The following is a 14,537-nucleotide window of genomic DNA, read 5'->3' on the forward strand; positions in this document are numbered from 1 at the left end:
CAGTGTCTTCAGAGTGGTGTCAGTTTTATGGTTAAAGCAGTTATTGTGATTGATGTGCAGCGTGCGTTTTTTGAGCCGGAGCCTTTGCCGGCCAATGCTGAAGCGACGATTGAAAATATTAACCGGGTCACGGTGGCTGCAAGGGCTGCGTCTGTACCCGTGATATTCGTTTATCATGAGCGTCCCCAGAATGGTCTGTTTGCAGACTCAGACGCCTGGCAGTTACAGAAGGATCTGATCACAGGTGCGGACGACCGGCAGGTAAGAAAAACCACGCCGGATGCGTTTCTGGATACCGATTTGCAGTCACAGCTGACAGAAGCTGGTGCGGATCAACTGGTGATTTGTGGGTTTGCCAGTGAGTTTTGCGTAGATACCACTACCCGGCGGGCGGCTGGCCTCGGATACCGGGTAGAGTTGGTGACCGATGCGCACACGACCCACGACAAACCCCATGCGGCAGGTGAGCAGATCAGCTTACATCATTCCAATACCCTGACGTCCATTATGAGTTTTCCGCAAAAGGTTGAGGCGGTTACCAGCCAATCAGTCAGTTTTTAGCGGTTGTTGATTTCAGCACAGCGTCATAGGCCGCACGCTGGTTTTGCCAACTGATATAACTGACGTCGGGAGGCTCACAGGTTTCATGTTCGGCTGTTGTTTCGGTCAGCTTAGCGCAGGCAGCTGTCGCTTCCCGGCTAATATCTTCTGAGCAACGGTAAAGATATTGTTCCGGAAACAGGGCCGGGTATACCTCCCGTGCCGGCAATACCGGCGTGCAGCCGCAGGCGACGGCTTCCAGCACCGATAAGCCCTGAAATTCATGTAATGCTGTGGACAGAAAAATGTCTGCTGTGCGCAGCCACTGAAGATACTCCTCACGGCTTTCGGCGTAGCCAAACTGAACCAGCTTGTGCTTAAAGCGTTCACCGATAAGCTTAAATTCCTTGGGAGAGTGGCGAAAACTCTGGCCCATCAGGCAAAGGCGGTAGTCGGTATTCTGTTCTTCCAGCTGTTCCAAAATGGCCAGTAAATGCGCCGGCCCCTTGTCGTACTCCCAGCGGGCTGCCCAGACGATTCTTAATGCTTTGTGGTTGTTGTCACGCCATTCTGTTAATGCTTTCAGGTGCGCCTGAACAGGCTTAAACAGCTCTGTTTCTAAAGGTACAGGTAGGATTGAAGCACGTTCTTCGAGTTGAGATATCAGCTTTGCAGGGACATGATCCGGCAGTTTTTTCAGTAATGCCCGTGCGCCGTTAAAAAAGCTGTCCCGGTTATAGGTGGTATTGAATAAGATACGGTCGGCGCAGGCGGCGGTGTAGATGTTGAGAATCTGTGGTTCCACGCTTTTATGTGCCTTGTCCGTCGCCGGGTAAGCAAACTGATTTTCGTGGAAGTACACCACTGACGGTATGCTGGCTAAATTGGGGATCATACCTTTCAGCGCCGAAAGATCGGTCATGGAGGTGGCGATAAGCAAATCGTATGGCTGTTCGAGCAAAGGACGTTGCTCACCGAAAGCCCAGCTCAGACTGTTACCGCGAATTCGCCAGGCGAAGTATCGGGCCGGCAGCGTCTGTACTGTCCACTCATGTTCCGGAAATTGCCTGATCAGATTTTGATGCCAGTACCGGTGGCTGTCGGCATCATAGGCGGAAAGTAACAGGATCTTCACTGTGCAACTCTGGTATCGCTTCGGGGAGGGCAGTATAGCGGTTAAGTTTCCCTGAGTAACTGTCTGTAAATGGCAGCGAAAATATCGGTACCTGTGGTGATTAACTGATCAGGAAAGTCGTAGTCCGGATTGTGAATCTGTGGCGTTTTTTCGCCTGCACCCAGCGCGAACATAGCCCCCCGGCTGGCTGCACTTATAGCACCAAAGTCTTCAGACCAGCGAAAGGGTTCGTCCAGCCATTTTACCGGTTGCCCGCATTCTCTTGCTGCCTGTGCTACATATTCTGCACATTCGGCATCGTTACGGCTTGCGGCAAAAACATCATCCCACTGAAAGCCGATACTTAAGCTGTGTTGCGCTGCGATTGCATGACAGTGATCTGTAACCGTTTCAATTAGCCGGTGCATTGCTGAATCTGATTCGCTTCGCAGTGTGGCGAGGAGTTTTGCCTGCCCGGGTGATGTGCCGAATGCGGCTTCGCCGAGTGTGCAGTGAATCAGGGTGAGCATAACCCGTTCATCCTGGCTGATGTTGCTGGCCAGGCCGGGCAAGGTCTGGATCAGTTCGGCGATGGCGCTGGCCGGGCTGATGCCGGTTTCCGGATAAGCGGCATGGGCTGTTTTTCCGGTAAGTTCAATGGTGAGTCCGCGTGATGCACAGTTAAAGCTGCCTGAGCGTATCATGACCTGCCCCATGGGGTGGCCAGGCAGGTTATGCAGTGCAAAGCAGTAGTCTGGCGCAAGCTCTGAAAATGCCGGGTCGCCAACAATGGCTCTGGCGCCTTCTCCGGTTTCTTCTGCTGGCTGAAACAGTACGATTGCTGTTCCCCGCTCAGGCTGGTTGTCGGCTATATAACTGGCAAGGGACAGCAGGATTGTCATATGACCATCATGCCCGCATTTATGAGATACCCCCGGCGTAACAGAGCGGTGAGCAAAAGTATTTATTTCGTTAATTGGCAGGGCATCAAGTTCCGCACGGAACAGGACGACCGGGCCCGGGTGTGGGCTGTCAAAGCATGCCGCTACTCCATAGCCGCCAATATCGGTGTACAGCCGGTCAGGTTTCAGCTGTTGCAACCGGCTGGTGACAAACCGGGCGGTAGCCAGTTCGTTTCCTGATAATTCCGGGTGTTGATGTAGCCGGTGACGGATTTTTTGCCAGTGAGTTTTGTGCATAGCGTCTTATTATTTTGAGGCATTTGACAGGCGTTTAAAGCCGAAAGCCGGTAACCTGAGTTTGCTGAAAATTATGATGTTGCCGCTGATAACCAGGAGTAAACCACTGATCGCCACAGGTGACCAGCTATAGCCTTCATATAGTGATGATATTGTCAGTGCCACCACCGGAAACATAACCGTCGCATAGGCTGCAGAATCCGGGCCTATCCGTCCGACCAGCATCAGGTAGGCGGTAAAGCCGATGACCGTTCCGGGAATGGCCAGATAAAGCAGGGCGCTGATATAGGTTACCTCATAACTGATGGTAAATTCGACGCCGTTTATCAGGCTTATAATCAGCAAAATAGCTACGCCATAAAACATACCCCAGGCGTTGGTTGTCGGCGGCTTCAGGCCCTGTTTCTGATGCCTGACAGAGAGCATGTTGCCCAGTGAAAAACAGTAGGTGCCCGCTGCTGCCAGAGCGATACCGGGTAACAGCGTCCAGATATCTGACTGTTGCTGCAATTCTGGCCAGAACAGAACACTGATTCCCAGCAAGCCCAGTACTGCGCCGCAAAGTACCCGTGTTGTTGGTCGTTTACCAAACCAGAACCAGTTATTCAGTGCGTTAAGTACCGTTGCCAGTGAGAAAATAACCGAGACTAATCCGCTGGATACATAGCCTGTTGCCAGATAGAAACAGTAAAAATTAACGCAAAACAGGCAGGCTCCCTGCAGCAAACAGAAAAGATGGTCTGTTGGGGTTATAGGCTGCCGTTTTCTGAACAGTTGTAACAAACTGAACATGACAATGGCTGCCAGTGAGAACCGGTAAATGATTGATGCCTCGATCGCAACGTCACCCAGTTGCAGCTTGATCGCTATCCAGGTTGTTCCCCAGATGATCACTGTTAACAGGTATAGAAAGGCTGTCAGCATAATAGAGTGTTCCGTCATATGTGAGTGGGTGCTGATGAAAGTGTTGCATGAGGACGCTTTTATAGCTGGTAGTTTATTGCGCAATGCGGAGGCTTGGTGACGGTTTTTGGTAGATTCTTGCTGTTTTGTCTGCCGGGGAATGGTCAGCACGCGATAGCTGAATTAGCATAGCGTGTAAGGTCAGCGATTTTTATTCAGAGGTTCACCAGTAAAGCGGGCAGTTATGAGTCAGTTAAGCCACCAGGATTATCTGGTTTTCAGTCAGTTAAATGCTTCCAACGCGACGCTTGAGCAAAGTATCGATCTTGGCAGCGGTGTCGCGGCGGCCGTCTGGTCGAATGCTGAGGACTATGTCGTTTATGACGGGCCGTCTCATCATACGCTCAGCTGCTATCTGGATGGTGGTTACGATATCAGCCGCAGCAGTGACGGGCAGCGGCTGACTGGCGGGGCGCCGGGTAAAGTATGTGTTATGCCGCAAGGGCATGAGTCTTTCTGGGAAGTTGCCGGTTATCTGCGATTTTTTCATCTGTACTTTGATCACGATAAGCTTGCTGAACTGACAACCCGGATCTGGGACCGTGATCATCAGGTTCAGATGCCGGATCTTACCTTCGAAGACATTGCCTGGATTGATGCGCTGTGCCGAAATGTCGTGATGCCGCTTAACTGGACATCTGCGGCGGACCGGCTCACCCTGAGCAGTGCCGCTGATATGCTGATGACTTACCTGTTGCAGCATTATGCCCGTGAGAAATCTCTGCCGGATATTTCCGGAGGGCTTGCACCCCATGTGAAACGTCAGGTGCTTGAGTATATGCATGCACATATGGGACAGGGGATTCGTCTTGAAGAGCTGGCTGATCTGGCCAACCTGAGCAGCTATCACTTTGCGCGGATGTTTAAGCAGTCTCTTGGGGAGCCACCACACCGTTATATGACTGAACTGAGGTTGCAGAAAGCCCGCCGGCAGGTGTTGGAGAGTAAGATGTCGCTGAAAGAGCTTGCTCTGGAGTTGGGGTTTAATGATCAGAGCCATTTCGGTAAGAAGTTTAAGCAACGCTTTGGGGTCAGCCCGGCCCAGGCACGCCGCTCAGGTAAGTGATCTGTTGCCGGCGCTGACGCCTGCGCCGGCAGATCATGGGAGCTTACTCCGGTAACCGGGACTTATGCTGTAGCATTGCCTGGAAGTTGTTAAATATCCGTTGCATCTGAGGGCGTTTGTAAGGGTAAAGTTCGCTGCAATCCATCGCGTGAATGTTCAGTGAGGCACCTACTTCAAAGATCAGCAGTTTGCCGTCCTGTGTTTCACTGCAGTCCATTCCGAAGTAATCCAGGCCCACGGTTTCATGCAGTGTTTGAATGGCTGCGGCATGCCGTTTGGCAAACCCCTGCCTGAAATTGCCCATTGCCCCGGCTTCTTCAAAGCGTTTAGCTGCACTTTGTTCCATGCCGGCATTGCCATAGTGAACCATCCAGTGATCAGAAACCGCCATGTGCGCCAGTTCTGGCTGGCCATCGATCATCACAACACGGTATTTACGGAACTGGCCATCTTTGCTGCGATAGTCTACATAGCGGGAGACAAAAAATTCTGCATCACTGTAACGTGTCAGGTAATCCTGCAAGGCTTCAGGCTGGTCGAGTCTTTCCAGTCCATAGCCGGCATGGGAGTCCACCGGACGGATAATCACCGGCATCCTGCCGTCGACAATAAGTGCTTCAAGAGGCGGATTGCCTCCGGCGACCTGAAGTAATGTTTCCCGGCTGACCCGGATGGTCACAGGCATTTCAATGTGTGGCAGGTTTTGCAACTGGTGGCAGATTAAGTCCCTTCCCAGAACGCTGACCGGTGCCGGCATATTGAGAACCGGACGGAGCCACTGGCTGATCCAGCTGTCAATGTAGTCCAGTGTTGCAAGGTTTCTGTCCAGCTCGCTCAGCGCCACGATTGCTATATCATGATCCGGTAATTCCGGCGGAAATGGCAGGGCGGGATCAACGTAAAGAAATTGCATGCTGAAGCCGGCACCTTCGGCGATGAATTCCAGCGGTGTATTGGTCATCAGATTGCCGGGTGCAACGAGAGCCAGCAAACGTACGGTATGCCGTTTAACGGTTGGTTCGAGGCAGTAATGCTGCTGAATTGCCAGCGCCTGTTGCTGAACGGCTACGCCGGTGTCCGGTTGTCCACGTAACTGCAACAGAATTGACAGATCAAACAGTGCCTGGGCATCACCTTTACCACCACGGTCAATGAAGTCGAGACCGAGATCAGTGAGGTCTTCGCCGTGATATACCCTGGACATCAGGTTTGCCAGGCCGTGCAGGTGAGGCACATGAGAATCTGGATTGAGTTGCGGTGCTGGACTATTCATAGCAATCCCTACAGCTGTTAACCCGGTGGAAGCCGGGCTTTGTAACGGAGGAGGAAAGCAATTCCTGTGCCAGTACATCCGAAAGTATGATTGAAATGTGCTGCCGCTGCCGTTATCAGCTTATTGAGATTTTTAGAGGAATTGCGGTTTATATCTGAGTTACTATAAATTCGGCACCCAGGGTGAAAGTGTGTACTTACACTTAGACCTGAGTGGTCAGGCTGGTGCGGGCCGGTTTATCCGGTGACTTGCTTTTGGGGTGGCTTGCAGGCGGCAGGTTTTGCCGTCCGGTTTTCTCAAAGCGGCAACAATCCGCCGTTGTCAGATCAATACTTTGGGATGCCGGGCTTGCTCCGGGTACGCTTACTTTATATATTGCCCGCATAATTAAGCTGAGGAAGTCCTGATGTATACAGAAGAAGATGTACGACGATTACAATGGCAAAGCCGGCGCGGTATGCTGGAACTGGATGTGTTGTTTGTGCCATTTGTTGAAGAAGCTTTTTCTGATCTTGATGAAGCAGACCAGGACCGTTTTGTGAAATTACTGGCCTGTGAAGATACTGATTTGTTCGTCTGGTTAATGGAGCGGGAAGAGCCTGTCGATCCGGATTTACAGCGCATCGTCAGAATTATTCTTGACCGTGTCCAGCCTGCTGCAGATTAAGTTTTCTCCTTCCCGCCAGCTTGGAGTCCTTTATTCCGGGCTGGCATCAATTGCGTATTACAGCATCTGGCTGTTGCACCTTCCCTGGTTTCTGAATGTTGTTTTCTCTGTGTTGCTGGGGGGATTATTTGTCACCACCTGGCGTCGCTATATTTCCCTGACGCATGACCGTTCTGTTATTGCACTGCACTGGCAGGCGAAAGATAAATATATGCGTCTCTGCACAGCTTCCGGTGAGTGGCTGACAGTTGCTTCGGTAGAACAGCGGATACTCTGGCCCTGGCTGACGGCCCTGCGAGTCAGGGTGGACGGCTCAGGTAAAGAGGCACTGAATCTGATCGTGTTGTCTGATTCGCTAAGCGATTTTTCCCAGTACCGGCAATTCAGGGTGTTTTGCCGGTATGCGCGGATTAAAGGCGGTTTGTTGCCGACCGGTTAGTAATTACCGGAGCGGCTTACCAGTCATAGTTAATCGGTGTAAGAATACTGTCGCGGGGTTCTGCATGTGTCGCCGGATAGTCCAGCGTGTAATGCAGCCCGCGACTTTCTTTGCGAAGCATTGCACAGCGGATAATCAGATCTGCCACGACCGCCAGATTTCTTAATTCCAGTAAGTCGCGGCTGATTTTATAATTACTGTAATAGTCAGTAATTTCCTGCTGTAGCAGGTCAACCCTGTGTTTGGCGCGCTGCAAACGTTTGTCGGTACGGACTATGCCGACGTAATCCCACATGAAACGGCGCAGTTCATCCCAGTTGTGGGCGATAATTACATCTTCGTCAGAATCCGTTACCTGAGATTCATCCCAGCCGGGCACGTCGGGAATGACCGAGTCCGTGTTGAGGTTTTTGCTGATATGTCGGGCGGCGGACGATGCGTAAACGATACATTCCAGTAATGAATTGCTTGCTAACCGGTTGGCCCCGTGAAGTCCGGTAAATGCCGTTTCGCCCACGGCGTACAGGCCTTCTATGTCGGTACGGCCGTGTTTGTCCGTCATAATGCCGCCGCAGGTGTAATGTGCAGCAGGTACTACCGGGATCGGCTGGCGGGTAATATCAATGCCGTAACTCAGGCACCGTTCGTAAATCGTGGGGAAATGTTCTTTGATAAAACTTGCCGGTTTATGGGAGATATCAAGAAACAGGCAGTCGGAACCAAGACGTTTCATCTCGTGGTCAATGGCTCTGGCGACGATATCCCGGGGGGCAAGTTCTCCGCGGGGATCGAACTTGTCCATAAAACGTCTGCCATCAGGTAACAGCAGTTTTCCACCTTCTCCCCGCACCGCTTCGGTAATCAGAAATGATTTGGCCTGAGGGTGGTACAGGCAGGTTGGATGAAACTGATTGAATTCAAGGTTGCTGACCCGGCAGCCCGCCCGCCAGGCGATAGCAATGCCATCACCGGAGGCACCGTCGGAGTTGCTGGTATAAAGGTAAGCTTTACTGGCACCGCCGGTGGCCAGCACAACCGCCCGGGCTTTGAATACATCGACCTTCTCAGTCTTGTTATTGAGGACATACGCACCAATACAGGCGTTACTGGCCAGATTCAGCTTGCGCCGGGTAATCAGGTCAACAGCGATACAGTCCTCAACCAGGTCAATGTTCTCACTTTCCCTGGCCCGCTGGATCAGGGTTTGCTGAATTGCCTGGCCGGTTGCATCTGCAGAGTGAATAATCCGCCGGTGGCTGTGACCGCCTTCCTTCGTCAGATGATATTCACCGTCATGCTGGGTAAAAGGTACGCCTTGGCCAATTAGCCAGTCGATGCTGTTCTTACCCTGTTCGACCGTGAAGCTGACGGCCTCCGGCCGGCTCAGGTTAACACCGGCTGTTATTGTGTCGTCTATATGCGCCTGCGGAGTGTCTGTGTTGTCCATTACGGCTGCGATGCCGCCCTGTGCCTGATAGGTTGAGCCGCTGGTAAGATCGGCTTTGCTCAGTACGGCAATTCGCTGTTGTTCGGGCAATTGCAGTGCAAGGCCCAGACCTGCAGCACCGCTGCCAATAATTAAAACGTCGTACTGAAATTCTTTACCCATGAGAAAGGTCCGCAAGCAAAAGGCTGTTTATCAGCTGCTAATTATTGCCTGAACGCCGTGCTGTCACCAGCCTGAAATAATAATTCCGAAAAATATTTATCAAAAACATGACACTGGTGGAACTTAACGTGCCGACAAGGTTCATACACTATGATTTGGCAGTCATTGGTGAGCTGATTGCACAGCAGGCATTCATTTTTTCCTGCGGGCTGAATAAGATAGCCATTATTGTAGAGTTTTGTATTAAGGAAACGAATGTCTAGCGAAAGCCAAGCATCGGTTGATCAGAGGTTGGTTGAGCGGGTTCAAGCGGGTGACAAGACCGCCTTTGATTTATTGGTAAAAAAGTACCAGCACAAGATCATTGGTCTCATTGGCCGGTATGTATATGACCACCATGAGGCGATGGATGTTTCTCAGGAAGCATTTATTAAGGCGTACCGGGCGTTGCCAAAGTTTCGCGGCGACAGTGCGTTTTATACCTGGCTATACCGTATAGCAATCAATACGGCCAAGAATCATCTTGTGGCTAAAGGCCGGCGGCCACCTGATATGGATGTGGACGTGGATGATGCACATCAGTTAGAGAGTGGCCGGGGATTAAGAGATATTGAGAATCCGGAAAACAACTTATACCGCGATGAGTTGTCACAAGTGGTAAGAAAGACATTAGATAAGCTTCCTGAAGACCTGCGAGCGGCTTTATCGTTACGTGAGTTTGAAGGGCTCAGTTATGAAGATATCGCGAATATTATGGATTGTCCGGTGGGCACCGTCCGTTCCAGAATATTCCGGGCACGTGAAGCAATCGATAAAGAAATTGCTCCGTTTATACAATAAGGATTGAGAGGTCTGGTGTTGTATAGAGAAAAGGTGAAATGCGTACTACTTTTAGTGTGTGAGGAGATCAGCAATGAGTGATCATCAGCAAGAGACTATCTCAGCTCTGATGGATAATGAAGTCAGTGAGTTAGAGTTAAGAAGTCTGCTAAAACGGCTGCCTGAAGATCAGAAGTCCGGCGAAAAATGGCAACGGTATCATCTGGCCAGTTCTGTTATGAAACAGGATGAGTCTCCGGTAGTGATGGATATCAGCAGCGCTGTCATGGCTGCAGTCGATGATGAACCGACGTATACAATGAAGCCGGGTGAAGACTCTTCGGCGACGCGGACAATTGGTTGGCGTGAGTATCTGTTGAAACCTGTGGCAAGTATGGCAATGGCGGCTTCTGTAACAGCCGTTGTTATTCTGGGAGCTCAGCAATACGGTGGAGTTCCTGCCGGTGAAGGTTTAGCGCAAAGCACTCCGAATACTGGCTTTATTCTGCCGAATACGCCTGTCTCTGCGGATGTGTTACCGGCACAGTATGGTGATCGTACGGCGGAGACTGCTGAAGGTGAGCCTGATGTTATTCGTCTTAACCAGAGCCTCACAAAATATATTAAACAACATGAAACACTGGTTGCTGCAGAAGCATCGTCCTGGCAGCCGAACTGGGTACCTGAAGGGTATTCCCCAGTGAAAAACGGGCGCACTTCTACCGCTGAAGTTGCCGTCTTTTCTAATGGTAAGAATGCATTTACTGTGTGTGTTGAAGAACTGAAACAACAGGCTTCGCTTGAAGGCGTGACCCGGGTTGGCGACGTTGTGGCTGTCGGAAAAACACAGGATGACCGTTTTATAACCGTTGTCGGTGATGTGCCTTTAACCGTTGCAGACCGGATTGCTAATTCAGTTAAAGCAAAAGACTGATTCAGGTGACTGAATCTTATTGTGTAGATATCTGACATGATTGAAGAAACAGGCCGGGTTATCTCTGTAAATGACGATAACTTGGTCGTGGAAACGGTTAAGCAGAGCAGTTGTTCAACTTGCAGTTCTCAAAAAAATTGCGGGCAAAGTTTGCTGGCAAAAGTAGGCGATGGCAGGAAGCTGAAAATCTCCGTTGATAATCCGGATAACCTGCCGGTTAAGCCTGATGATCAGGTTGTTCTGGGGGTTGAGGAAAGTACCTTCCTGAGTGCTTCGTTACTTATTTATCTGTTGCCTCTGGTTGCTATGTTTGTGCTGGCTGTATGTGCACAAATGGCAGCATATTCAGAACCTGTCGTCATTTTCAGTGCGCTGGCAGGCCTGCTGGTGGGGTTTCTGGCTGTGCGTTTAATTAGCCGGCGCTTTGGCAGAAACTGCCGTTTTCAGCCCGTCTTATTGCGTGTTGTTACTCATATCTGATGTGGATGATTCAAGGATCCTGTATGAAATCATTACATAAATTATTCAGTTTTATCATTTTGTTCGTCATTGTAGCGCCTGTTCAGGCGGCATTACCTGAGTTTAAGGAACTGGTAAAAAAAGCATCGCCAGCAGTTGTTAACATCAGTACTACCCAGTCTCAGGCACAGCGGCAGAGTAATTTCCCAGAGTTTGAAGGGCCTAACGGCGAACAGATTCCTGAAATATTCAGGCATTTCTTCCGTTTGCCTCCGGGTAATGAAGGTTCCCAGCCACGCCGTCAGGCGCCTCAGTCACTGGGTTCCGGGTTCATCATTTCTGAAGACGGTTACGTGCTGACTAATCACCACGTGATTAAAGATGCGGATGAGGTCATTGTTCGTCTTAATGATCGTCGGCAACTGGAAGCAAAGGTGATTGGTTCGGATGAACGTTCGGACGTAGCGCTTTTGAAAATAGACGCGGATAACCTGCCAACGGTTCCGATGGGGAATTCAGATAAGGCCGAGGTGGGTGAATGGGTGCTGGCAATCGGATCGCCATTTGGATTCGATTACTCTGTAACGGCAGGCATTATCAGTGCGACAGACCGTAGCTTATCGAATGGCACCTACGTGCCGTTTATTCAGACGGACGTTGCGATTAATCCGGGTAACTCGGGTGGTCCGCTGTTTAATCTGGACGGTGAAGTTATCGGAATTAACTCGCAGATCTATACCCGTTCTGGCGGTTTTATGGGGCTTTCATTCGCGATTCCCATGAATGTGGCAATGGATGTTGTCGATCAGCTCAAGGCAAATGGCGAAGTACAGCGCGGCTGGTTAGGTGTGGTGATTCAGGAAGTCAGCCGGGATCTGGCTGAGTCTTTTGGTCTGGATAAACCAGAAGGTGCTCTGGTTGCAAAAGTATTGCCGGGCAGCCCTGCCGAGGCGGCAGGTCTGATGGAAGGTGATGTGATTTACAGTTTTAACGGAATGGCGATTAACCGTTCCAGTGATTTGCCGCATCATGTGGGCAGAGTTAAGCCCGGTTCTGATGCCGTTGTGAGCGTGATCCGTAATGGCGGCCGCCAGAATATTGATGTAGCAATTGGTGTGCTTGATGACGGTGCGATGGCCATGAATACCCGTTCGCCAAAGAGTAATAAGCCTGATGCTAACCGGCTGAATATTCAGATTGGCGAGCTGGACCAGCAGGTGAAAGATCGCTGGAATGTCGCCTCCGGGGTGATTGTGCGCCGTGTTGATGCCGGGGCTGGGGCGGATGCCGGTCTGCTACCGGGTGACGTTATTACAATACTGAACGGCCAGCGCATTGAATCTGCGGGACAGTTCGGTGAGGTGGTTGCTGATTTGCCAACAGGAAAAGCTGTGCCAATGCGAATTGTTCGCCGCGGCAGCCCAATGTTTATCCCGCTTAAACTGAAGTAAACAGACCGTGAAACAGGAAGGGAGCATGACTCCCTTCTTTTTTGTGCTTTTCTTCTTTTGACTGCTTGCAGAGGTTGGCTTTATCGGCGGGTTTTCAATGGCCGCGCAAAGTTAAATACGGTACACTTGGCCGCTTCTGATTTCGCGCCTGTTTGTAAGCAATCGCGCGCCCTATATCTTATGCTGGTGAATGCACGGTGAGTAAGCTCGATCATATTCGAAATTTTTCAATTATTGCCCATATCGACCACGGTAAATCTACCCTGGCAGACCGCTTTATTCAGACCTGCGGAGGTTTGTCTGAACGTGAAATGGCAGCCCAGGTGCTTGACTCAATGGATATTGAGCGTGAGCGCGGTATTACGATTAAGGCGCAGAGTGTCACGCTGAACTATACAGCGAAAGACGGCGAAACTTATCAGCTGAACTTTATCGATACGCCGGGGCACGTGGACTTCAGTTATGAAGTATCCCGTTCACTTGCATCCTGTGAAGGCGCTTTGCTGGTGGTTGATGCCGCGCAGGGTGTTGAAGCCCAGTCTGTTGCTAACTGTTATACAGCGCTGGAACAGGGACTGGAAGTACTGCCGGTACTGAATAAGATGGACTTGCCACAGGCTGAACCTGATCGCGTTCGGCTGGAAATTGAAGAAGTCATCGGTATTGATGCGACCGATGCCGTACCTTGCAGTGCAAAAAGTGGCCTGGGCATTGATGATGTACTCGAAGCGCTGGTGGAAACAATCCCTGCACCGGAAGGTAATGTGGATGCACCTCTTCAGGCCCTGATTATTGATTCCTGGTTTGATAACTATCTGGGTGTGGTCTCACTTGTACGTGTTAAAGACGGTGTGCTGCGTAAGAAAGATAAGATTGTTATTAAGTCGACCGGTCAGGTTCAGAGTGTCGACAGTGTCGGTATTTTTACCCCGAAACGGCATGAAACCAATGAGCTGAAAGCCGGTGAAGTAGGCTACGTTGTCGCGGGCATCAAAGACATTCATGGCGCTCCGGTAGGTGATACCATAACCCACGCCAAAACTCCTGAAGTTGAAAGCCTGCCAGGCTTCCAGAAAGTTCAGCCGCAGGTATATGCCGGCTTATTCCCGACCAGTTCAGATGACTATGAAGACTTCCGTGAGGCGCTGGATAAACTGACGCTGAACGATGCTTCTTTATTTTTTGAACCAGAATCTTCCGATGCGCTGGGTTTCGGTTTCCGCTGTGGCTTCCTTGGCATGCTGCACATGGAGATCATTCAGGAGCGTTTAGAACGTGAATATAATCTGGACCTGGTGACCACTGCACCGACAGTAATTTACGAACTTGAAATGAATAATAAAGATATTATTCATATCGACAGCCCCTCGAAACTGCCGGATCTTGGCTCTATTAACGAGATGCGTGAGCCAATCGTCGAAGCCAATATTCTGGTGCCGCAGGACTATCTTGGCCAGGTTATCGGTCTGTGCGTCGATAAGCGTGGTGTTCAGAAGCAAATGAACTTTGTCGGTAATCAGGTGCAGATTTCATATGAGCTGCCAATGGCCGAGGTGGTACTGGATTTCTTCGATCGTCTGAAGTCAGTCAGTCGGGGTTATGCTTCGCTGGAATATAATTTTGTTCGGTTTGAAGAAGCTAAGCTGGTGCGGCTTGATATTCTGATTAACGGTGAAAAAGTCGATGCACTGGCGGTTATTCTGCATAAAGATAATGCTATGTACCGTGGCCGTATGCTGTGTGAAAAGATGAAAGAACTGATTCCCCGTCAAATGTTTGATGTGGCGATTCAGGCCGCCATTGGCGGTAAAATCATTTCCCGGACAACTGTAAAAGCGCTGCGTAAAAACGTAACGGCTAAGTGTTACGGCGGTGATGTGAGCCGTAAGAAGAAACTGCTGCAAAAGCAGAAAGAAGGTAAGAAACGTATGAAGCAGGTTGGCCGTGTTGAGATTCCTCAGGACGCATTCCTGGCTGTATTAAAAGTTGATAACTAGGAACAAG

14 protein-coding genes are annotated in these 14,537 nt (G+C 50.5%); 9 read left to right on the forward strand and 5 right to left on the reverse strand.

Going from position 1 to position 14,537, the window contains the following annotated elements; all coding sequences use genetic code 11:
• The first annotated feature begins 27 nt into the window (after positions 1–27).
• Positions 28–561: a cysteine hydrolase family protein gene (locus PCI15_RS05350; protein ID WP_271273324.1), complete on the forward strand. Its 534-nt coding sequence runs from the start codon at positions 28–30 to the stop codon at positions 559–561.
• On the opposite strand, the gene PCI15_RS05355 is transcribed toward PCI15_RS05350, so the two are convergent.
• From PCI15_RS05355 to PCI15_RS05365, 3 genes are read right to left on the reverse strand one after another with little or no spacing between them, the layout of a single operon-like run.
• Positions 551–1,675, reverse strand: a complete 1,125-nt coding sequence (locus tag PCI15_RS05355; RefSeq protein ID WP_271273325.1) for a tRNA-queuosine alpha-mannosyltransferase domain-containing protein — start codon at positions 1,673–1,675, stop codon at positions 551–553. The two genes, PCI15_RS05350 and PCI15_RS05355, sit on opposite strands and share 11 nt — an antisense overlap.
• A gap of 41 nt (positions 1,676–1,716) precedes the next feature.
• Positions 1,717–2,853: an amidohydrolase gene (locus tag PCI15_RS05360; protein WP_271273326.1), complete on the reverse strand. Its 1,137-nt coding sequence runs from the start codon at positions 2,851–2,853 to the stop codon at positions 1,717–1,719.
• A gap of 9 nt (positions 2,854–2,862) precedes the next feature.
• Complete coding sequence (locus PCI15_RS05365) at positions 2,863–3,777, reverse strand: DMT family transporter (RefSeq protein WP_271273327.1); 915 nt, start codon at positions 3,775–3,777, stop codon at positions 2,863–2,865.
• A 223-nt stretch (positions 3,778–4,000) separates the two neighbouring features.
• Between PCI15_RS05365 and PCI15_RS05370 the strand changes: the two genes are divergently transcribed.
• Positions 4,001–4,882, forward strand: coding sequence for an AraC family transcriptional regulator (locus PCI15_RS05370; protein WP_271273328.1), 882 nt, complete (start codon positions 4,001–4,003; stop codon positions 4,880–4,882).
• Positions 4,883–4,925: 43 nt separating this feature from the next.
• On the opposite strand, the gene PCI15_RS05375 is transcribed toward PCI15_RS05370, so the two are convergent.
• A complete protein-coding gene (locus PCI15_RS05375) occupies positions 4,926–6,155 on the reverse strand; it encodes an ATP-grasp domain-containing protein (protein WP_271273329.1) in 1,230 nt (409 codons plus the stop codon).
• A 406-nt stretch (positions 6,156–6,561) separates the two neighbouring features.
• On the opposite strand from PCI15_RS05375, the gene PCI15_RS05380 reads away from it, so the two are divergent.
• The gene (locus tag PCI15_RS05380; RefSeq protein ID WP_271273330.1) at positions 6,562–6,822 is read left to right on the forward strand and encodes an FAD assembly factor SdhE; all 261 of its coding nucleotides are present in this window, start codon (positions 6,562–6,564) and stop codon (positions 6,820–6,822) included.
• Positions 6,800–7,261, forward strand: coding sequence for a protein YgfX (locus PCI15_RS05385; protein ID WP_271273331.1), 462 nt, complete (start codon positions 6,800–6,802; stop codon positions 7,259–7,261). Before PCI15_RS05380 ends, PCI15_RS05385 begins: the two co-directional genes overlap by 23 nt.
• 16 nt (positions 7,262–7,277) lie before the next feature.
• Here PCI15_RS05385 and nadB read toward each other — a convergent pair whose 3' ends face one another.
• Positions 7,278–8,870 carry an L-aspartate oxidase gene (gene nadB, locus PCI15_RS05390; RefSeq protein WP_271273332.1) on the reverse strand — a complete coding sequence of 531 codons (1,593 nt, stop codon included), beginning with the start codon at positions 8,868–8,870 and terminating at the stop codon, positions 7,278–7,280.
• 255 nt (positions 8,871–9,125) lie between these two features.
• Between nadB and rpoE the strand changes: the two genes are divergently transcribed.
• The 5 genes from rpoE (at position 9,126) to lepA (ending at position 14,530) form a co-directional block, all read left to right on the forward strand.
• Complete coding sequence (gene rpoE / locus PCI15_RS05395; RefSeq protein WP_205659813.1) at positions 9,126–9,710, forward strand: RNA polymerase sigma factor RpoE; 585 nt, start codon at positions 9,126–9,128, stop codon at positions 9,708–9,710.
• A 73-nt stretch (positions 9,711–9,783) separates the two neighbouring features.
• The gene (locus tag PCI15_RS05400) at positions 9,784–10,623 is read left to right on the forward strand and encodes a MucB/RseB C-terminal domain-containing protein (protein ID WP_271273333.1); all 840 of its coding nucleotides are present in this window, start codon (positions 9,784–9,786) and stop codon (positions 10,621–10,623) included.
• A 36-nt stretch (positions 10,624–10,659) separates the two neighbouring features.
• Positions 10,660–11,103, forward strand: a complete 444-nt coding sequence (locus PCI15_RS05405) for a SoxR reducing system RseC family protein (protein WP_271273334.1) — start codon at positions 10,660–10,662, stop codon at positions 11,101–11,103.
• Positions 11,104–11,126: 23 nt separating this feature from the next.
• Positions 11,127–12,533, forward strand: a complete 1,407-nt coding sequence (locus PCI15_RS05410) for a DegQ family serine endoprotease (protein ID WP_271273335.1) — start codon at positions 11,127–11,129, stop codon at positions 12,531–12,533.
• Between the two features lie 197 nt (positions 12,534–12,730).
• On the forward strand, positions 12,731–14,530 hold the full coding sequence (gene lepA / locus PCI15_RS05415; RefSeq protein WP_271273336.1) for a translation elongation factor 4: 1,800 nt from the start codon (positions 12,731–12,733) through the stop codon (positions 14,528–14,530).
• The last annotated feature ends 7 nt before the right edge of the window (positions 14,531–14,537 follow it).

The sequence above is a fragment of the Aliamphritea hakodatensis genome, assembly GCF_024347195.1.
Lineage (GTDB): Bacteria > Pseudomonadota > Gammaproteobacteria > Pseudomonadales > Balneatricaceae > Amphritea > Amphritea hakodatensis.